General features: G+C 57.7%; 17 protein-coding genes and 1 pseudogene. 10 read left to right on the forward strand and 8 right to left on the reverse strand.

Features of this window, described 5'->3' with window-relative positions; translation table 11 throughout:
- Positions 1-361: 361 nt before the first annotated feature.
- On the forward strand, positions 362-574 hold the full coding sequence (locus tag VSQ83_RS12460) for a hypothetical protein (protein WP_133078050.1): 213 nt from the start codon (positions 362-364) through the stop codon (positions 572-574).
- A gap of 17 nt (positions 575-591) precedes the next feature.
- Here the strand turns inward: VSQ83_RS12460 and msrA are convergent, their stop codons facing one another.
- From msrA to VSQ83_RS12485, 5 genes are all read right to left on the reverse strand, one after another.
- Positions 592-1,059, reverse strand: a complete 468-nt coding sequence (msrA, locus tag VSQ83_RS12465) for a peptide-methionine (S)-S-oxide reductase MsrA (RefSeq protein ID WP_219261852.1) — start codon at positions 1,057-1,059, stop codon at positions 592-594.
- Complete coding sequence (locus VSQ83_RS12470) at positions 1,056-1,976, reverse strand: homocysteine S-methyltransferase family protein (protein ID WP_326426913.1); 921 nt, start codon at positions 1,974-1,976, stop codon at positions 1,056-1,058. Before VSQ83_RS12470 ends, msrA begins: the two co-directional genes overlap by 4 nt.
- Positions 1,973-3,022 carry an ABC transporter substrate-binding protein gene (locus VSQ83_RS12475; protein WP_326426914.1) on the reverse strand — a complete coding sequence of 350 codons (1,050 nt, stop codon included), beginning with the start codon at positions 3,020-3,022 and terminating at the stop codon, positions 1,973-1,975. The genes VSQ83_RS12470 and VSQ83_RS12475 overlap by 4 nt, the downstream gene beginning before the upstream one ends.
- 15 nt (positions 3,023-3,037) lie before the next feature.
- Complete coding sequence (locus tag VSQ83_RS12480; RefSeq protein ID WP_326427713.1) at positions 3,038-5,098, reverse strand: ATP-binding cassette domain-containing protein; 2,061 nt, start codon at positions 5,096-5,098, stop codon at positions 3,038-3,040.
- Positions 5,099-5,376: 278 nt separating this feature from the next.
- A complete protein-coding gene (locus tag VSQ83_RS12485; RefSeq protein WP_326426915.1) occupies positions 5,377-5,961 on the reverse strand; it encodes a DUF6630 family protein in 585 nt (194 codons plus the stop codon).
- Between the two features lie 436 nt (positions 5,962-6,397).
- On the opposite strand from VSQ83_RS12485, the gene dapA reads away from it, so the two are divergent.
- Positions 6,398-7,273 carry a 4-hydroxy-tetrahydrodipicolinate synthase gene (dapA, locus tag VSQ83_RS12490; RefSeq protein WP_326426916.1) on the forward strand — a complete coding sequence of 292 codons (876 nt, stop codon included), beginning with the start codon at positions 6,398-6,400 and terminating at the stop codon, positions 7,271-7,273.
- A 108-nt stretch (positions 7,274-7,381) separates the two neighbouring features.
- On the opposite strand, the gene VSQ83_RS12495 is transcribed toward dapA, so the two are convergent.
- Positions 7,382-7,681 carry a hypothetical protein gene (locus tag VSQ83_RS12495; protein WP_133078044.1) on the reverse strand — a complete coding sequence of 100 codons (300 nt, stop codon included), beginning with the start codon at positions 7,679-7,681 and terminating at the stop codon, positions 7,382-7,384.
- Positions 7,682-7,871: 190 nt separating this feature from the next.
- On the opposite strand from VSQ83_RS12495, the gene VSQ83_RS12500 reads away from it, so the two are divergent.
- From VSQ83_RS12500 to VSQ83_RS12520, 5 genes and pseudogenes are all read left to right on the forward strand, one after another.
- On the forward strand, positions 7,872-8,501 hold the full coding sequence (locus tag VSQ83_RS12500; protein WP_326426917.1) for a flagellar biosynthesis protein: 630 nt from the start codon (positions 7,872-7,874) through the stop codon (positions 8,499-8,501).
- A gap of 548 nt (positions 8,502-9,049) precedes the next feature.
- Complete coding sequence (locus VSQ83_RS12505) at positions 9,050-9,304, forward strand: type II toxin-antitoxin system RelE family toxin (protein ID WP_326426918.1); 255 nt, start codon at positions 9,050-9,052, stop codon at positions 9,302-9,304.
- A complete protein-coding gene (locus tag VSQ83_RS12510) occupies positions 9,288-9,611 on the forward strand; it encodes a helix-turn-helix domain-containing protein (RefSeq protein ID WP_219261846.1) in 324 nt (107 codons plus the stop codon). Before VSQ83_RS12505 ends, VSQ83_RS12510 begins: the two co-directional genes overlap by 17 nt.
- A 203-nt stretch (positions 9,612-9,814) precedes the next feature.
- A pseudogene (locus tag VSQ83_RS12515) lies at positions 9,815-10,063 on the forward strand (site-specific integrase); the annotation flags it as partial.
- A 12-nt stretch (positions 10,064-10,075) separates the two neighbouring features.
- Positions 10,076-11,662, forward strand: a complete 1,587-nt coding sequence (locus VSQ83_RS12520) for an ABC-F family ATPase (protein ID WP_133078041.1) — start codon at positions 10,076-10,078, stop codon at positions 11,660-11,662.
- A gap of 162 nt (positions 11,663-11,824) precedes the next feature.
- Here the strand turns inward: VSQ83_RS12520 and nirD are convergent, their stop codons facing one another.
- Positions 11,825-12,187, reverse strand: coding sequence for a nitrite reductase small subunit NirD (gene nirD, locus VSQ83_RS12525; RefSeq protein WP_133078040.1), 363 nt, complete (start codon positions 12,185-12,187; stop codon positions 11,825-11,827).
- Complete coding sequence (nirB, locus tag VSQ83_RS12530; protein ID WP_326426919.1) at positions 12,187-14,748, reverse strand: nitrite reductase large subunit NirB; 2,562 nt, start codon at positions 14,746-14,748, stop codon at positions 12,187-12,189. Before nirB ends, nirD begins: the two co-directional genes overlap by 1 nt.
- Before the next feature lie 546 nt (positions 14,749-15,294).
- On the opposite strand from nirB, the gene VSQ83_RS12535 reads away from it, so the two are divergent.
- The 3 genes from VSQ83_RS12535 to VSQ83_RS12545 all read left to right on the forward strand — a co-directional run bounded on the left by VSQ83_RS12535 (position 15,295) and on the right by VSQ83_RS12545 (position 19,002).
- Positions 15,295-16,392 carry a carboxynorspermidine decarboxylase gene (locus VSQ83_RS12535; protein ID WP_133078038.1) on the forward strand — a complete coding sequence of 366 codons (1,098 nt, stop codon included), beginning with the start codon at positions 15,295-15,297 and terminating at the stop codon, positions 16,390-16,392.
- 26 nt (positions 16,393-16,418) lie between these two features.
- Positions 16,419-17,654 carry a saccharopine dehydrogenase family protein gene (locus tag VSQ83_RS12540; protein ID WP_133078037.1) on the forward strand — a complete coding sequence of 412 codons (1,236 nt, stop codon included), beginning with the start codon at positions 16,419-16,421 and terminating at the stop codon, positions 17,652-17,654.
- A 160-nt stretch (positions 17,655-17,814) separates the two neighbouring features.
- A complete protein-coding gene (locus VSQ83_RS12545; protein ID WP_326427714.1) occupies positions 17,815-19,002 on the forward strand; it encodes an MFS transporter in 1,188 nt (395 codons plus the stop codon).
- Position 19,003 lies beyond the last annotated feature (1 nt).

The following is a 19,003-nucleotide window of genomic DNA, read 5'->3' on the forward strand; positions in this document are numbered from 1 at the left end:
ACGCGCCCTTCTGCCTTTTACAGGGCCACCCTGTACGTTCTCCGCGGGAACACGGGTACATTTGTTTGTGAAGTGACACACAAAAAAATCCGCATTAGCCGCTAACGGCTTTCAGTCTCGTTGCGCGGCTCGCCTGCACATAAATCGCAGGCATTTTATATGCCTGTTGAAACCCAGAGGTCTCGCAAGCGCAATGGGGAAGCTCCCATCCTGTTGTTACGCGAGCAAGCCAGTACAATTGCCTGCATCCATTCCCCCCCTTGCCTGACGGAGGGGGGTTGAAGTCACCTGTTGGCTGTCCGGTTGATGAGCCATGCCTGAACGCAAGGCTCATCGAGCCCGTGCCCAAGAAGTCCAGATAATGCCAAAGAAGAAGCAACCCGCAGAGACCCCGGCCGTAACCGCAGCAGACATAGAACGCTCAATTCAGGCCCTGAACAAAATGGCTGAGCGCCTGTGGGGAGAGGATCGGGTAGCCGAGGCCAAAGCCCTGATCGATGCACTGGATGCTTTGAACCGTGCGCTGGACAGGATCAGGATTGGCGAAAGTCGCCGGGCGGTCACTCTTCACTGAGCACACCCGCAAGCCGTTCAGATAGCGCAGGCGCTGGCACCGTGTTTTTCAAGATAACGCTGCTGATCTTCATCTGCCTTTTGAAACTCGCCCAGAGCAAGAATCACCGTGGCCACCGGTTTTCCCAGCCGCCCGCTGGCATCCAGTTGCTGTATGGCGACCAGTGCTGACCGGGCTTGTTGATCGGAGTTGGAAAACAAGGCCGAACGGTACTTCACCCCGACATCCGCTCCCTGACGATCGAACGAAGTCGGATCATGCAATGTCCAGAACTGTTCGATCAGGCCACTGTAAGCAATCACCCCCGGATCGAAGTCAACTTGCACCACTTCAATCCACGCTGCCCCATCTATGGGCGAACGGGCAAAACCGACCCGGCTGTCGATCACGCCCGGCAATAAACGAAACGCGGCTTCAGCCCCCCAAAAACAGCCCGCACCGAAAGTAGCCTGCTCAACATTCACGTCTTCTTGAACATCAGTCATGGGCTGACCTCCTCTTTTTGCGGCAGCAGATGCGAGTGCAACTGCGCGATATGTTCAGGCCCGATACCACAGCACCCTCCAACAATACTGGCGCCTGCCGCCACCCACGACCTGGACCAGTGCAGGTATGACTCAGGCCCCAGATCACTGCGAATCTCCAGCAAGGTACTGTTTGCTTTTGCCTGCGTACTGACAGGAGGAAATGCATTGGCGTAAACCCCAAGCTCAACGGCTTGATCCACGCTGCCAATGACTTCCCGTGCGCTGGCGAGTGCCGCAGCCATCACTTCTGGCTGGCTGCAATTGAACAGCACTGCCGTCGCCCCCAGCTCGAGCGCTGCACGCACGGCATCGGCGACCGTCTCCGATGAGCGCAGTCGCGGTGGCTCGTCGGCCTCATCCAGGAGGGTAAACGCGACCCAGAGTGGCTTGGTCTCTGCGCCGAGCGCCTCCACGACAGCCCGTACTTCAGCGATGGAGCTTTGGGTTTCCGCCAACCAGACATCGACATGAGCCCGCAGACCGGCGATCAGCTCGCGATGAATAGCGACCGAACGTTGATGATCAAACAAATCCGGTCGATACGACCCCAGGGCTGGCGGTAAAGAACCGGCCACCGTGACCGGCTCGCTACTGCCGGATGCCGCCTCACGGGCCAGGCCTGCAGCCCGCTCGGCCAGGGCGCGTCCGTCCCTGGCAAAGCGCTCATCCCCGATATGAAAAGGCACCACCGCGTAGCTGTTGGTGGTGATGATTCGTGCACCGGCCTCAATGAACGCTTGATGGGCCTGGAGCACGAACTCGGGGGCCTCGATCAGCGCGAGCGCTGACCATTCAGGCTGGCGAAACGGCGCCCCGATCCGCTGCAGCTCACGCCCCATGCCGCCATCGAGTAAACGCAAGGATGGGTGGCTCATTGGATCGCACTCACTTTCGGCGCCGATGGGGCGAGCCACTGGTCGACGATGGCACCGTTGGCCTGGACCCACGCCTTGGCGGCGACGTCTGCAGGCAGTTTTTCCTTTTCGATCTTCAGAATCAGGTCATTGAGTTGCGCAGGCTCGATCGCCACATTGCGCAGGAACTCGGCAATTTCAGGTGCGCGTTTCTGCAAGGATGAGGACGCCAGAACGTGAACCCTGGCATCCGGGAAGGCGCAGGTGATCTGACTCTTGTTCAGCCAGTCCGGATCAACGGTCGGGCTGATGAATTTCCAGCAGCCATCGGCCTTGTACAGCGGGTCATCTTTTTTGTTGTCCTGGGCATAGCCGTCAAACGCGGGTTCATCCAGACGACGCAGGTCAAACGCCGAAAAGATCCAGTCCGGTGTATAGGCATAGAACACCACGCCACGCTGCGCCTTGTAAGCCGACGCCAACTTGGCGTAGGTCACCGATGCCTCCGTGGACACCGACTCGAATTTGTCGGCGAACCCGTAATCCTTGGCCTTGATCTGGCCGATGTAAGTCGACTCCCATCCGGCAGGCCCCACCAGCAACTCGGCCTTGCCGCCGCCCAGAGGCTCGAAGAGCTTGGCCACTTCCGGTTTTTTCAGGTCATAGACGGATTTGACCCCGTACTTGTCCTGCACATAGCCGGGAATATAAAAGCCCTGCACGGCCGCGTAGGGTTGAGTGTTCGGTACCAGGGACCGGGTGCCGCCTGTGACGTATTTCGCCCAGGCTGCCGACTGGTTGGGCAGCCAGATATCCGTCAGCACGTCCACCGAGCCATCGCCTTTGGACGCGGCACTGAACAGCACCGGGACATCCCCTGCCAGGTACGAAACATCGCCATCAAGACGGGTTTTGATCACTTCCCCCAGGATGTACTGAATGGCGATAGCGCCCGTCCAGTTTTGCTCGCCAATGACTATTTTGTCCTTGGCCTGGGCTGTGGCGGGAAGAATCAGGGAGGCCAACAGTGCAGCAGCGCCCCAGTTGCGCAATACGTGTGTCTTCACATTAAGTCTCACTGTTCAGGTGTGCAGATGATCTTGCTTGCGCAAGCTCGATTGAATGATTCGATCAGGGATCAGCGCGCACAGAACGATCGCCACGCCCGCCAGCACGCCCTCGCCACCCTTGATATTGCGCAACGCCGTCATGACGTCATAGCCCAGGCCGCCAGCGCCGATCAGTGCCGCCACGACGACCATCGACAAACTCATGACTATGGTTTGATTGACCCCAAGCAACAGCGACCGTCGAGCCAGAGGCAGTTGCACCTTGGTCAGGGTTTGCCAGGGACTGGCCCCGTGGGCGACCGCAGCCTCGACGGCATCCTTGGGAACTTGCTGAATCCCCAGGGAGGTCAGGCGAATCATCGGCGCCAGCGCAAAAATCACCGTTGCGATTACCGCCGGCGTCTTGCCAACCGAAAAGAACGCCACGGCAGGGATCAAATACACAAACGTTGGCAGGGTTTGCATCACATCCAGCAAGGGCGTGATCACCTTGCGTATCAGCGGTCGCTTGGCAAGCAGAATGCCGGTGGGTACACCAATGACCAGGGCAATCAACACGGAAGACCCCACCAGCGCCAGAGTGGCGATGGTTCGCTCCCAAAAGCCGAACAGGCCGATGTACAGCAACGCAGCCCCACTGGTCAGTGCCAACGCCAAGCCCGCCGAGCGCCACGCCAGAAACACCAGCGCCAGCGCCGAAACCGGCCACGGCAACCAGCCCAGCAGGCTTTCGATGCCTTCGATGACGGTCCTGACCGCAACGATCACACCCACGAATGCGCTCTCGAACGTCACCTGGGACCAGCCAATGAAGTCATCGATGCTCTGCGCTGTCAGCAACAGCGCCTGGCGATTGCTCGGGAACTGCAGCAGCACATTAGTCGTGTCTGGCGTGATGACACGCCAGATCACCAATGCCTGACTGGCCAGCAATACCACCAAAGGCAGCGCCCAACCCGATGCGTTGCTGCGCACGGGATGGCGGCTCAACGAGAACGCTGCATAGCGACTGACGCCAAACAGCGCCACGGCCGCCAGAATCGCCAGCCACGAACCACTGGCAATGTTTTGCCCCACCAAAGCCAAGGCGGCGAGCTCTGCAACGAACGTAAGCCAGAAGGCACCGCCCTTGCCCTGTGCGGCCAGGGCAGCGGGGCCCAGCAATACGGATTGCCAGCCACTCAACCCAGGGTTGGACGTTTGCTCGCGGGGAGCACCTTCAGCAGCCGGGACTGGAACGTTTTCAACGCTTCGCAGCACTGACGGGGTTGGGGTGCAGTCCCGGAAAAAATCCGCCACTTCAGCGTCAACCGGATGCTCCAGCAACTCCTGGGGTGTGCCCAGCTGCACCAGGCGACCGCGGCGCAGCACGGCAATCCGGTCGGCAAGACGTATGGCTTCCGCCGGGTCGTGGGTGACCAGCAATGTGCTGATACCGCGTTCACGCACCAGGGCCAGAAAATGAGTTTGCAGATCCCGGCGGATGGTCGGATCAAGTGCGCTGAATGGCTCGTCCATCAGCAAGATGTCGGGGTCAGTCACCAATGCCCGTGCCAGCCCGACCCGTTGCTGCATGCCACCGGAAAGCTCATGGGGATAATGATCGCCCCACCCTTGCAGCCCAACCGCCTGCAACTGCAGCGTGGCCGCCGCATAGCGAATCGACTCGGGTTCGCCGCGCAACTCAAGGGGCAACGCGACATTGTCCAGCACCGTGCGATGGGGCAGCAGGCCAAAATGCTGAAACACCATCCCGATGCGCTGGCCCCTCAACTCGCGCAAAGCCTCGGGACTCAAGCCGCTGATGGCCTGGCCTTCGATCAGGACTTCGCCACTCGAGGGCTCGATCAGGCGATTGATGTGGCGCAGCAGCGTTGATTTGCCACTGCCGGATGTTCCCATCAGGCACAGCACCTCACCACGACGCACCTTCAGGCTCACATCGCTGACGGCAGGCAACGTCGAGGCATTCTTGCGCTGATAGGTTTTGGTGACGTTTCGCAATTCGAGGACGACGCCACCCTCCCTTTCGGGATGGCTGGCGGGATGGGCGAGCCATTGAGAAGGCTCGATCCGGGCTGCTGATGAAGCGGTTTGAGTCAGTATCACAGTAGCTCCGAGCAAGCACTCCCTGGAGGCGGCGTGTTGCTCGCTCTAGAGTGGGAATAAGGGCTGCGCCCCAGGCCATGCTCCGAATACGGTAAGCCTGATGCAAAAAAAAGCGCCGCAGTTGAGGGCGGCGCCTTGCAGAGGCATAAAGCTAAACGATCTTAAAAACTAGAAATAAATACTATTTTGGAATTAGCTTAGGCCAATATCAGCCCCTCTCCCATCATCAAGATGCGAAGCCTCTAAAAATTCTCAAGGCTGACTTTTATCCCCGCACGCCCCGCCAACTCGATAATCCCGGGTACCCGATCAGCATCAACAATGAAACCGTCGTAATTGTCCCCTCCCGAGTCCAGGTGAAGATAACGTTTACCCAACCGGGCCAACCACTGGTCAAGGTTGCCAAGAACCTCGGGCATGGATGAGGCGCCTTCATGGACATAGACGTAGGGTTCTTTCAAGCCACTGGCGCTTACCAGAAAGGGCGCTTGATACTCGAACACGTCATAACCCTTCCAGTCCACGCTAAGCAGAACGAGGGCTTCAAGTTTTTGTCCTTTGACGTCATTCAACAGCCCCTCTGTGAGGGCGCCGGGTGCGTCATCTCCCATCGCGTATCGACGCATCACACGCCGCACAAGCCTGGCCCCTTCCTTTTGTGGAACGAGGGCTACCAGCTCATTGGCAAAAGCCTCAAGTGCTTTTTTCCGGGCAGGATCGCGCCCCTCCGGTCGAAGTTCTTTCATGATTATTGAAGCGCTGAGGTTGGTTTCTTCGGGTGGAGGCATGGTGAAGCCTCCACCAAACAGCCGATCTAAAAAGCCCATGTCACTCCCTGTTTCACGTTGAGGATAACTCTTCCGTTCAAGTCCGGGCCCCAGATCCCGTCTTAGCTTACGGGCGCTACGTGATGAATGTCGATCAACTGCCTTGCTGCGAGCTTCCCGCCCTTTTCAGTCCAAGGCCCAATGGCCAGTTGACATTTGCGCGGCAAACTTCTAAAAAAGGGGTCATTGATTGAAGGCGATCCCTCTGATGTTGCTAATCACCGACCTTATGCTGCGCGATATCGGTTTACATGCCGATGCGTCGGGTCGTGCCTGCATCGCCTCCAAATCCAAGAAACAGTCGCTCATTTGACCGGGGCGCGCTGTCCCGTCAGATGGGCTGACAGGACATGAGCGCTACGGACTTCCTCCCTTGCTTTCTTCCCTTCTGCACTTCTGGCGGTGACTCAATCGGTCAACCCTCAGGAGTCAGTACATGTCATCGTTTCAAGGGATCTGGGTTCCACTCGTTACACCTTTCCATAACGGTGCGATCGACTTTGTCGCACTTCGGCGGCTGGTCAGCCATCTGCTGGAAACTCGCATCGACGGTATTGTGGTCTGCGGCACCACGGGCGAAGCAGCGGCGCTGAGCAAACGTGAGCAGTTGGATGTGCTGGATGCGGTGCTGGAACAGGTGCCAGGACCGCAGGTGGTCATGGGGCTGGCCGGTAATAATCTGACCGAACTGCTGCACTTTCAGAGTGAGATCCTCAAGCGCCCGGTGGCAGGCTTGCTGGTTCCGCCGCCGTACTACATCCGCCCGTCCCAAGCCGGGCTCGAAGGGTTTTTCAACACCGTAGCCGATGCCTCAAGCGTTCCGATCATTCTCTATGACATCCCGTATCGCACCGGCGTGAGCTTCGAACAAGCGACCTTGCTCAACATTATCGAGCATGAGCGGATTGTCGCTATCAAGGATTGCGGCGGCAATCTGGCCAACACACTGGCGCTGCTGGCCAGTCAAAAAGTGGATGTGTTGTGCGGCGAAGACAACCAGATATTCAGTGCATTGTGCCTCGGGGCATCCGGCGCAATTGCCGCCTCGGCACACATTCATCCCGAGCTGTTCGTGGCGCTGTATCAGCAAATTCGCGACAACCAGCTGGCCGAGGGTCGTGCAACGTTCCTGCGATTGGTACCGTTGATTCACAGCCTGTTCATCGAACCCAATCCTGCTCCGGTGAAAGCCGCCCTGGCGCTTGCAGGCCTGATCCATGACGAATTGCGAGCGCCGATGCAACGCAGCAGTGAAGCCATGAAGCTGCGTTTGCAGGGCGTAGTGAACGGGCTGAAAAACATCGACTGTTGATTGCCAACGACCCAGACCCAGTTATGGCCGCCCGGCACATGGGCGGTCTTCAGAGGTTCATTTGATTTATCCCACTGAGCTCCACCAAAACCTGAAGAGGGGTACTTGTCAGGTGTCCTGCCCTTTTACCTGGCATATCCCATTGGCTCTGGCCTTGCCTGTATACGAAACACTCGCCGAGCCGTCTGGATTGATCATCAATGAGATCGTGATACCGCTGCCCTTGGCCTCGAAATAGGTTTCACTGAACTTCTTCAGCCTGGCCTCTTTGCCGTTGATATAAATGGGGCCGCCACGATCCGCATGGACCTCAATGCCTCCAGGACAGGTTGCGTTAACCAAAGGAATCCCGGCCTGCGCAACGGCGGCAACAGATGCCAGAACAACCCCCAACAGTATGTGTTTCATTCAAGTAACTCCCTGACAGACCAAGCGCCCAAACCAAAGCGATACCTTACTTGAATAAAACACGCCACTGCACACGGTGTCTTCAATGTCCGTACACGCGCAATTGAGCTGCGATTTGTCTTCTACACTCTTTTTTGGCCATTTTTGGGTCAAGCCTGTGAAGGCGCACTATGAAAAGGGGGTAATAAAGATGGTTCGCAGAGTTTTGGCGGTTATGGCATTGGTGCTGCTGGCAGGATGCGCCACTAACAGGGCAGAAGTGAGCGTGAATGTCTTGCCACCTGGCAATACACAGACCCCTGCCCCCAGCAATGGCAAGAAGGTATACATCAGCGCCGTGGACAGTCGCGTTTTTCAGATCAAGCCTTCCAGCTTCGACATACCTTCACTGAAATATGACGAGGTCGACGACACGTCGATTACTGCGCGGGCGATTGCGCGCAAACGCAATAACTACAACATGGCCATTGGCGACGTGCTACTGCCTGAAGGGCATACGGTTTCAGAACTGGTGGGCGATGCTGTTGCCAGCGCTTACCGGCAGGCAGGCTATGAAGTGGTCGGCACTCGCGCAGCCCCGGATGTCAGTGAAGTGAAGGTCAACATCATTGAGTTCTGGTCATGGTATACGGCTGAAGGCGTGCTCGATAAGGTGCTGCGCAACAAGTCGTTGTTGCAGATAAAAACCGCAGGCGCACCTGAGCTGTCCCTGAAAACCCTGGTCAGAGAGAAGGTGAAAGTGGCCACGGATAACGACTGGAAGCACATTACCGAAGCCGGCCTTGAAGCCATAACCCAGGAGACCCTCAAGCAGCTTTGAGCGATGTATCGAGCACAACACGTCAGAGGCCGTCCACTTCGCTTGAAATGGACGGCCTCCAGTCTGATGGATACAGGGATGACCGCAGCATGGGTGCGGCTCCTCCCGGCGCGCGAACTGCCCGTGCTTTGAGCCGTCGGGCAGCCTGAATAGATGTGATCAATGAACCAAAACCTTGAGTCATTGGCCTAGATTGGCAGGGAGTAGATTAACTCGAAGCTCAATGCTGAAGCCCATTGATCACTGCCCATTACCAAGGGCGGGTCCCAACAAGCAATCCGGGACTCCTGCTCGCTACACGTTCTCAAAGTAAACTCCTGAAATACGCTCTACGAACACGCTCTTTTTACCAAGGGCCTTCGCTCGCGTCCAAGACCCCTTCTTCATATCCCCTATGCCCTTACAGCCCCTTGCGCGCTTCCGTTCTCCTGACGGGAAAGCCGTTAAACTCCCCGCGCCGCAATATTGAGAAAAGCTTGAGGGTTGAAGCTACGTAAAATATAGGCAAGCACTGCCTGAATACTTATAAAAGACTTATATTTATCTTTATGAACACGATCAACTGGACTCGGAAAGCTGTTCAGCAGCTCCTGAAACTGCACTCCCGGCATCAGGTTCAAATTCGTGATGCGGTGTCCGGACTCAAGGACATGCCCGACGTGGTAAATATCAAGTCACTGACTGACCACGACTTCGGATACCGCCTGCGGGTGGGCAACTACCGAGTCCTGTTCGACTGGGACGGCACGATTAAAGTGGTCAGCATTCAAGAGGTAAAGAAACGCGATGAACGCACCTACTGACATACAAATCATCAACGGACCTGACGGCAAGCCCGCGTTCGTCGTCATCCCTTACGCGCAATACGTTGCGCAGCACCCTGACAGCGATGTCATCCCACATGACGTTGTCAGCCGCATCGTGGAGGGTGCCACCCCTATTCGCGCATGGCGTGAATACCTGGACCTGACCCAGGAGGAAGTGGCCAAGCGTTTGGGAATTTCCCAACCAGCTTACGCCCAGCAAGAAACCGTCTCGAAACCACGTAAGGCGACCCGCGAGAAAATCGCGGCGGCTTTTGGGATCAATGCGGATCAGTTGGAGTTGTAAGCTCGCGATCTGGCGCAGATGCCAATGATCAAGAACAATAAACCGCCTCAATGGTCGGTTTTTTGATGCTGCGCTCCTTCAGGGCAAGGTACACAAAGTGCTAAAGCAGGGCTGCGTTTACAAGAGTCGATTGCCCTGCACCAGAATGCCGTTGATCTGGAAAAACGCAAAAACCATATTTACAGGGCCATTGCCGAAGGCGCCCGCCCCTAGAAAAGCTGGGGATACGATACTGCCCGCCATATAACTGTCGTCACACCTATGCGACAATATGCTTAATGTCCGGCATGAATCCCGCCTTTATTGCTCAGCAACTTGGCCATAGCGTCCAAATGTTGCTCTCTACTTATGCGCGCTGGCTGAACTCTAGCGGTGATTGGGATGAGATGGAAAAGCTCTTGAATGGCCCAGGATTGGCCCAAGCGACAAAAGCACACCGCGTAACCCCTTGATAGGTAACCCCTTTGATCTCCACAGCAAATATCACGATGCAGTTCGGCGCAAAGCCGCTATTCGAGAACGTTTCAGTAAAATTTGGTGCAGGTAACCGTTATGGCCTGATCGGCGCCAACGGTTGCGGCAAGTCCACCTTCATGAAAATCCTCGGTGATGATCTTGAGCCGTCTGGCGGCCAGGTCATGCTGGAGCCGAACGTGCGTCTGGGTAAATTGCGCCAGGACCAGTTCGCTTACGAAGAATTCACCGTCATCGATACCGTGATCATGGGTCACGAAGAGCTGTGGAAGGTCAAGGCCGAACGCGACCGCATCTACTCGCTGCCTGAAATGACTGAAGATGACGGCATGGCCGTTGCCGAACTCGAAACCGAGTTCGCAGAAATGGACGGCTATACCGCCGAATCCCGTGCTGGCGAGTTGCTGCTGGGCCTGGGTATTGGCATCGAACAGCACAACGGTCCGATGAGCGAAGTATCGCCGGGCTGGAAGCTGCGTGTTCTGCTGGCTCAGGCGCTGTTCTCGGACCCTGAAGTCCTGCTGCTCGACGAACCGACCAACCACCTGGATATCAACACCATCCGCTGGCTGGAAAACATTCTGACCCAGCGCAACAGCCTGATGATCATCATCTCTCACGACAGGCACTTCCTGAACAGTGTCTGCACCCACATGGCTGACCTGGACTACGGCGAACTGCGTCTGTTCCCGGGCAACTATGACGAGTACATGACCGTCGCTACCCAGTCGCGCGAGCAACTGCTGTCTGAAAACGCCAAGAAAAAGGCCCAGATCAACGAACTGCAAGCGTTCGTCAGCCGCTTCTCGGCCAACGCCTCGAAATCCAAGCAGGCCAGCTCCCGCGCCAAGGCGATCGACAAGATCACCCTGGCCGAGGTCAAGCCTTCGAGCCGTGTCAGCCCGTTCATTCGCTTTGAACAGAACAAAAAGCTGCACCGTCAGGCAGTCATTGTCGAGCAAATGGCCAAAGGCTTTGATGGCAAGATCCTGTTCAAGGACTTCAGCTTCACCGTTGAAGCCGGCGAGCGCGTCGCGATCATTGGTCCTAACGGTATCGGTAAAACCACCCTGCTGCGCACCCTGGTCAACGAACTGACCCCGGATGCCGGTACTGTGAAGTGGACGGATGCCGCTGAGCTGGGCTACTACGCCCAGGACCATGCCCACGACTTCGAAGACGACATGACCCTGTTCGACTGGATGGGCCAGTGGACTCAAGGCGAGCAAATGGTACGTGGCACCTTGGGCCGCATGCTGTTCTCCAACGATGACATCCTCAAGTCGGTCAAGGTGATTTCCGGTGGTGAGCAAGGTCGCATGCTGTTCGGCAAGCTGATCCTGCAAAAAGCCAACGTGCTGATCATGGACGAACCGACCAACCACTTGGACATGGAATCCATCGAGGCGCTGAACCTGGCACTCGAGAACTACCCGGGCACCCTGGTATTCGTCAGCCATGACCGTGAGTTCGTATCCTCCCTGGCCACTCGTATCATCGAGTTGAGCCCAAGCGGCGTGATCGACTTCAGCGGTACATACGATGACTACCTGCGTAGCCAGGGCGTTGTGTTCTGATTTGAGACACCGCGAACGGCCCCCGGCCCTGGTTGTGTAACAGCGCAACCTGAGCAGGCCCCAGGACCAATGCCCCGACTCGTCGGGGCATTGGCGTTTCTGGCACCTGAAAATACCGCACCTGGTGGACCCTGTGACACGCCAGGCCTGCCCCCCGCACTATCAACCCACGCAAAGCTCCACTTGGCCATCGCTCAAGCGTGCGGGCCACACACGCAAGCGCTGTTGCGGCGACTCCAGGCAATGGCCGTCCTCCAGTCGGTAATGCTGTTTGTAGATCGGCGACGCCACCACCAGCTCACCCTTGATCGTGCCAATCAGACCGCGGCCGATGACATTAGCCCCGGATTGCGGGTCATGGTTGTCAATGGCGTAGAGGGATTTGCCCTCGTGTTGAGGCAGGTAAAAAAGCGCCACCTGCGCCCCTTCAAACCAGACCACCACCCCGGAGTTGGTCACCAGGTCTTGCTCATTGCACACCGTTTTCCAGGTGGCCAGGTTTTGCCGGGTATTGGACTGGCTCATCACGCAATCTCCTCGATAACAGGAATAAGGTTAAGTTCGGCAGCCATGATCGGACGACGCTGGCCGCGCTCCTGGACAAAATGGATATCGGGGTCTGCACGCTTGTCGTTGACGAAGGTGCGAAAGCGCTTGAGCTTTTCAGGGTCTTTGAGGGTGTTGGCCCATTCGCATTCATAGCGATCGACCACCAGCTGCATCTGGGACTCAAGTTCGGCACCCAGGCCCAGACTGTCGTCGAGGATCACGGCTTTGAGGTAGTCCAGGCCACCCTCCAGGCTTTCGCGCCACACCGAAGTGCGTTGCAGCTTGTCAGCCGTGCGGATGTAGAACATCAGGAAGCGGTCGATGTAGCGAATCAGCGTGTCGTCATCCAGATCGGTGGCGAACAGTTCGGCGTGACGAGGACGCATGCCGCCGTTACCGGCGATATACAGGTTCCAGCCTTTTTCGGTAGCGATCACGCCAACATCTTTGCTTTGCGCTTCGGCGCACTCGCGGGTGCATCCGGAGACGGCGAACTTGAGCTTGTGCGGCGAGCGCAGTCCCTTGTAGCGATCTTCGATCAACAGGGCCATTTTCACGCTGTCTTGTACACCGTAGCGGCACCAGGTACTGCCGACACAGGATTTAACCGTGCGGGTCGATTTACCGTAGGCGTGTCCTGTTTCAAAACCGGCCTCGATCAGCTCACTCCAGATGTCCGGCAACTCATGCAACTGGGCGCCAAACAGATCGATACGCTGGCCACCGGTGATTTTGGTGTACAGGTCGTACTTCTTCGCCACCTCGCCAATTGCGATCAGCTTGTCGGCCGTGATCTCGCCACCGGGGATGCGCGGTACTACGGAGTAAGTGCCGTTTTTCTGCATATTGGCCATGAACGTGTCATTGGTGTCCTGCAGCGGCACCAGCGAGGCATCCATGATCGGCTGGTTCCAGCACGACGCGAGTATCGACCCCACGGCCGGCTTGCAGACATCGCAACCGGTGTGGCCACGGCCATGGCTGGCCAGCAACTCTTCAAAGGTGGTCACGCCTTCTACGCGAACCAGAGCGTAAAGTTCCTGACGGGTATAGGCGAAGTGTTCGCACAGGCTCTTGTCGACAGCCACACCCCGGGCAATCAGCTCGTGCTCGAATACTTGCTTGAGTAAACCGGCGCAACCACCGCAGCCAGTACAGGCCTTGGTCTGCGCCTTGAGCATGCCGAGGTCGCCGCAGCCGCCGTCAATGGCCGAACAGATGGCGCCTTTGGTGACGTTGTGGCAAGAACAGACCGTCGCCGATTCCGGCAGTGAACCCGGCCCCAGGGTGGGTGCACCGGTGGACGACGGCAAGATCAGGCTGGCAGGTTCCGCTGGCAAGGCAATGCTGTTTTGCATGTATTGCAGCAAGGTGTCGTAGTAGCTGTTGTCGCCGACCAGTACGGCACCGATCACATGCTTGCCCGTGGCGTCGACCACCAGGCGCCGATAACTGGCCGTGGCCTCGTCGATAAACTGATAGCTGCGCGAACCCGGCATATGGCCGTGGGCGTCGCCAATGGAACCGACGTCTACGCCCAGCAGTTTGAGTTTGGTCGACATGTCCGCGCCGATAAACGGCTCAGCGGCCTGATCACACAACACGGCCGCCACCCCCCGGGCCATCTGGTAACCCGGCGCAACCAGGCCGAACACACTGCCGTTCCAGGAAGCGCACTCGCCGATGGCATAGATGTTCGGATCGCTGCTCAAGCATTCGTCGTTGATCACCACACCGCCGCGCGGGCCTATCTCCAAAGCTGCCTGACGGGCCAGGCCATCCTGGGCGCGGATACCGGCCGAGAAGACAATCAGGTCGGTTTCAAGGAACTCGTCATTGGCGAAGTTCATGCGATAGCGATACTGCTCGCCAGCGCTGATCGACTGGGTGGCGCGCGACAGGTGGACGCCGACCCCCAGCCGTTCGATTTGCGTCTTGAGTGCCAGGCCACCGAAGTCATCCAGTTGCACCGGCATCAGGCGCGGTGCGAATTCGACAACATGGGCTTCCAGGCCCAGGCTTTTGAGCGCGTTGGCCGCCTCAAGGCCCAGCAAACCACCGCCCACCACCACGCCACGTCGGGCATTGATTGCCGCAGCCCGTATGGCGTCGAGGTCTTCAAGGGTTCGATACACCAGGCGTGAATCCCCCTCCGCCCCTTCAATCGGCGGCACAAAGGGATAAGACCCGGTGGCCAGCACCAATTTGTCGTACGGCACGCTGCCTTGCGCAGTGATCACCTCACACCGGGCGCGATCGATTTCCAGTACGGGGACACCCAAGTGCAACGTGACACCGGGCGTCTGGTAGAGCGACGCCTCTGACAGTGCCAGCGACTCGGCATCGCGACCGGTGAAGTATTCAGAAAGGTGCACCCGGTCATAGGCCCGCATGGGCTCCTCGCTGAACACATGCAGTCGGTAGTGATCCAGCGCGCCACGCGCGATCAACTGCTCGACACAATGATGTCCGACCATGCCATTGCCCACTACGACCAGGGTTTTCACGTTGTTCAACACGGCAACATTGGAGTTCATATAAAGCACCCGCCAAAGCCCATCACAGTTATTAAAAAGCAAAAAAAAACGCCTGAAACCTTACGGTTCCAGGCGTCTTTGCCTGTTCTTATGCGGGGTTAAATCGGGCTGCTTCGCCTGACCCACCGCTGTTGCCCATGACCTGTGCGGCCTGTCGATCGTCGTTGACCGAGGGGGCTGTCCACTCTAATGCCTCGCCGGTGGACCTGAATCAGGACTTGCAGTCTTTGTGCCAGACCGGGATGGGCCTTGTAACAACACAGTTTTAAGGCACAACAATCACTGAGCAGCGACAGTTTTGCCTCTAACTGGTGCGCTCCAGCGTTCGAGCGCGATGGAAACGTGCAATTTTTCATGGCGATGAACGGGCGCCAATCGAGCCAGCACATGCGCCATGAGTACGATGTTTATTGCATTATCTTCGCTGCGGGCCGGGCGTTACGCTCCTCACGCCGATCAAACTTGGCGTTCTGCTCTTTCGATCTGCGGTCAGTGAAGGCACAATGCGCATCCTTTTTTGGCTGGCCATGCCGCAGGCGCCTCGAAATGATCAAAACACCGTACTACCTGATTGATAAACAAAAGCTGCTGGCGAACATGCAGAAGATCGCCTACGTACGCGAGCAGTCCGGGGCCAAGGCCCTGCTGGCACTCAAGTGCTTCGCCACCTGGTCGGTGTTCGACCTGATGCAGCAGTACATGGACGGCACCACGTCGTCGTCGCTGTATGAACTCAAGCTCGGTCGACAGAAGTTCGCCGGCGAGACCCACGCCTACAGCGTGGCCTGGGCCGACGACGAAATCGAAGAGATGCTCGAGAACAGCGACAAGATCATCTTCAACTCCATCGGCCAGTTGCAGCGCTATGCCCAGGCCTCTGCCGGCAAAGTGCGCGGTCTGCGGGTCAACCCGCAGGTGAGCAGCTCCGACTACCTGTTGGCCGACCCCGCTCGTCCGTTCAGCCGCCTGGGCGAATGGGACCCGGTGAAGATCGAGCAGGTCATCGACCAGATCTCGGGCTTCATGTTCCACAACAACTGCGAGAACGGTGACTTCGGCCTGTTCGACAAGATGCTGTGCACCATCGAAGAACGCTTCGGCGATCTGCTGCACAAGGTTGAATGGGTCAGCCTGGGTGGCGGTATCCACTTCACCGGTGACGACTATGCACTGGATGCTTTCTGCGCGCGCCTCAAGGCCTTCTCGCAAAAGTACGGCGTGCAGGTCTATCTGGAACCTGGTGAAGCTGCCATCACCCAGAGCGCCTCGCTGGAAGTGACCGTGCTCGACACACTCTACAACGGCAAGCACCTGGCGGTCGTAGACAGCTCCATCGAAGCCCACATGCTCGATCTGCTGATCTATCGCCTGAACGCCAAGCTGGCCCCAAGCGAGGGTGAACACACCTATATGGTGTGCGGCAAGTCATGCCTGGCCGGAGACATTTTCGGCGAGTATCCATTTGATCGTCCGCTGGCCATCGGCGATCGGCTGTCGTTTATCGACGCAGCGGGTTACACCATGGTCAAGAAAAATTGGTTCAACGGTCTGAAAATGCCGTCCATCGTAGTGAAACAACTCGACGGTACAGTCGAAGTGGTTCGCGAGTTTGATTTCAACGACTACCTGTCCAGCCTCTCGTAATCTGGCAGAAGGGAGATTTAAACAAATTGAAGAAAAACGTTCTTATCATTGGTGCAGGAGGTGTCGCCAAGGTGGTGGCCCACAAGTGCGCGCAGCACAACGATGAACTTGGTCGTATCGCTATCGCGTCGCGCAACATCTCCAAATGCCAGGCCATCATCGACAGCGTCATCGCCAAGGGTAGCCTCAAGCAGCCCGCCGACATCAAAGCCTTCTCGCTGAACGCTCTGGATGTCGAAGCGACCAAGGCGCTGATTCTGGAAACCGAATCGCAGATCGTCATCAACGTCGGCTCTGCCTTCCTCAACATGTCGGTGCTGCGTGCCTGCATCGATACCGGCGTGGCCTATCTCGACACCGCCATTCACGAAGAGCCGGGCAAGGTCTGCGAAACGCCGCCCTGGTATGGCAACTACGAGTGGAACCACATCGAGGAGTGCAAAGCGAAAAACATCACCGCCATCCTCGGCGTAGGCTTCGACCCGGGTGTGGTCAACGCTTATGCAGCTCTGGCGCAGCAACAGTATTTCGACCGCATTGATTCGATCGATATTCTCGACGTCAATGCCGGTTCCCACGGCAAGTATTTCGCCACCAACTTCGACCCGGAAATCAACTTCCGCGAGTTCACCGGGCAGGTCTGGAGCTGGCAGAACAGCCAGTGGACCAGCAATAGCATGTTCGAAGTCAAGCGTACCGACGATCTGCCGGTCGTGGGCGAGCAGAACCTGTACCTGACCGGTCATGACGAGGTTCATTCCCTGTCGAAGAACCTCGACGTGCCAAACGTGCGTTTCTGGATGAGTTTCGGCGAGCACTACATCAATGTGTTCACGGTGCTCAAGAACCTGGGCCTTCTCTCCGAACAGCCGGTCAAGACCGCTGAAGGCCTGGAAGTCGTGCCACTCAAACTGGTCAAGGCCGTGCTGCCTGATCCGAGCTCGCTTGCTCCCGGCTACACGGGCAAGACCTGCATCGGTGATCTGGTCAAGGGCACCAAGGATGGTCAGCCGCGCGAGGTGTTCATCTACAACGTCGCCGACCACGAGGACGCCTTTGCCGAGACTGACAGCCAGGGCATTTCCTATACCGCCGGTGTACCTCCGGTAGCAGCAGCCTTGCTGGTCGCTCGCGGCGAGTGGGACGTAAAACGCATGGTCAACGTCGAAGAACTGCCAGCAGAGCCGTTCCTCAAGGCGCTGGACGTGATGGGCCTGCCGACTCGTATCAAGGATGAGAACGGCGATCGTCCCTGGAACTGAAGCCTGATTGACAGGTAATGTGTGTTTCACGCTTTAGCCAATGCCCCGACGTGTCGGGGCATTGGCTTTTTGCTTCCTGATAATATAGTTAGCCTGCTTTCATTTCTTCTGAAGCCGAGCCATGATGCGGGTCTATGACCGTCAGCCGGATTCACCGTCTATGCCTGCGCAACAACCCCACGTCGAGAGTTCCCTGTCGGTCACGCTGCAAATCCTTTCGATCGTGTTCTACACCTTCATCGCGTTTATTTGCATCGGCTTGCCGATAGCCGTATTGCCCGGCTATGTCCACGACCAACTGGGTTTCAGTGCCGTAATCGCAGGCCTGACCATTGCTTCGCAATACCTGGCAACCTTGCTCAGCCGTCCTTTCGCCGGACGCCTGGTGGACAGCCTCGGCACCAAGCCCGCCATCGTGTACGGCCTGATCGGGATTGCCATCAGCGGCGTACTCACCTCCCTGGCCGTCGCACTGCAAGGCTGGCCACTGCTTAGCCTGTGCATTTTGATCGCCGGACGGATTTTCCTGGGCATTGCCCAAGGCTTGATCGGCGTCGGCACGATCAGTTGGGGGATCGCTCAGGTCGGGTCGCAACACACCGCCCGGGCGATTGGCTGGAACGGCATTGCGTCCTATGGTGCCATCGCCATCGGTGCCCCGCTGGGTGTCGTGATGATCGACCAGCTGGGGTTTTTCAGCCTGGGGGTGACGCTGTTACTGCTGGCACTGTTCGCCCTGCTGCTTATTCGTAAAAAACCTTCGATTCCGGTGATCAGCGGCGTGCGCCTGCCCTTTTGGTCGGTGTTCGGCCTGATCGCGCCGTATGGTATCAGCCTGACCCTGGCCTCCATTGGCTATGGCACCCTGACCACCTTCATTACCTTGTTTTACATCGACCGCGGCTGGGTCGGAGCCGCTTATTGCCTGTCGGTGTTCGGCGTGTGCTTTATCCTTGCGCGCCTGATTTTCACCAACAGCATCAGCCGCTTTGGCGGCTACACCGTGGCGATCGTCTGCATGACGATCGAAACGGTCGGTCTGACATTATTGTGGCTGGCACCCTCCGAGGCATATGCCCTGACAGGCGCTGGCCTGACCGGTTTTGGCCTGTCGCTGGTGTACCCGGCGCTGGGTGTGGAGGCGGTCAAGCGGGTGCCGGTCTCCAGCCGGGGCGCGGGGTTGAGTGCCTATGCGGTGTTTTTCGATCTGGCCCTCGCCATCGCGGGCCCGATCATGGGCGCCATCGCATTGAACATGGGGTACCCGTGGATTTTCTTCAGCGCCGCAGTCATGTGCTGCGTGGGTTTGCTGCTGAGCGTGACCCTGTCGCGTCGCGCAAACGGCTAGA

Source organism: Pseudomonas sp. DSV-1 (genome assembly GCF_035830915.1).
In the GTDB taxonomy this organism is placed as follows: domain Bacteria; phylum Pseudomonadota; class Gammaproteobacteria; order Pseudomonadales; family Pseudomonadaceae; genus Aquipseudomonas.

Coding starts and splice junctions, on each gene's coding strand:
- VSQ83_RS12460 (WP_133078050.1), top strand. CDS start 362: ATGCCAAAGAAGAAGCAACCCGCAGAGACCCCGGCCGTAACCGCAGCA.
- msrA (WP_219261852.1), bottom strand. CDS start 1,059: ATGACTGATGTTCAAGAAGACGTGAATGTTGAGCAGGCTACTTTCGGT.
- VSQ83_RS12470 (WP_326426913.1), bottom strand. CDS start 1,976: ATGAGCCACCCATCCTTGCGTTTACTCGATGGCGGCATGGGGCGTGAG.
- VSQ83_RS12485 (WP_326426915.1), bottom strand. CDS start 5,961: ATGGGCTTTTTAGATCGGCTGTTTGGTGGAGGCTTCACCATGCCTCCA.
- dapA (WP_326426916.1), top strand. CDS start 6,398: ATGTCATCGTTTCAAGGGATCTGGGTTCCACTCGTTACACCTTTCCAT.
- VSQ83_RS12495 (WP_133078044.1), bottom strand. CDS start 7,681: ATGAAACACATACTGTTGGGGGTTGTTCTGGCATCTGTTGCCGCCGTT.
- VSQ83_RS12500 (WP_326426917.1), top strand. CDS start 7,872: ATGGTTCGCAGAGTTTTGGCGGTTATGGCATTGGTGCTGCTGGCAGGA.
- VSQ83_RS12505 (WP_326426918.1), top strand. CDS start 9,050: ATGAACACGATCAACTGGACTCGGAAAGCTGTTCAGCAGCTCCTGAAA.
- VSQ83_RS12510 (WP_219261846.1), top strand. CDS start 9,288: ATGAACGCACCTACTGACATACAAATCATCAACGGACCTGACGGCAAG.
- nirD (WP_133078040.1), bottom strand. CDS start 12,187: ATGAGCCAGTCCAATACCCGGCAAAACCTGGCCACCTGGAAAACGGTG.
- nirB (WP_326426919.1), bottom strand. CDS start 14,748: ATGAACTCCAATGTTGCCGTGTTGAACAACGTGAAAACCCTGGTCGTA.
- VSQ83_RS12535 (WP_133078038.1), top strand. CDS start 15,295: ATGATCAAAACACCGTACTACCTGATTGATAAACAAAAGCTGCTGGCG.
- VSQ83_RS12545 (WP_326427714.1), top strand. CDS start 17,815: ATGCCTGCGCAACAACCCCACGTCGAGAGTTCCCTGTCGGTCACGCTG.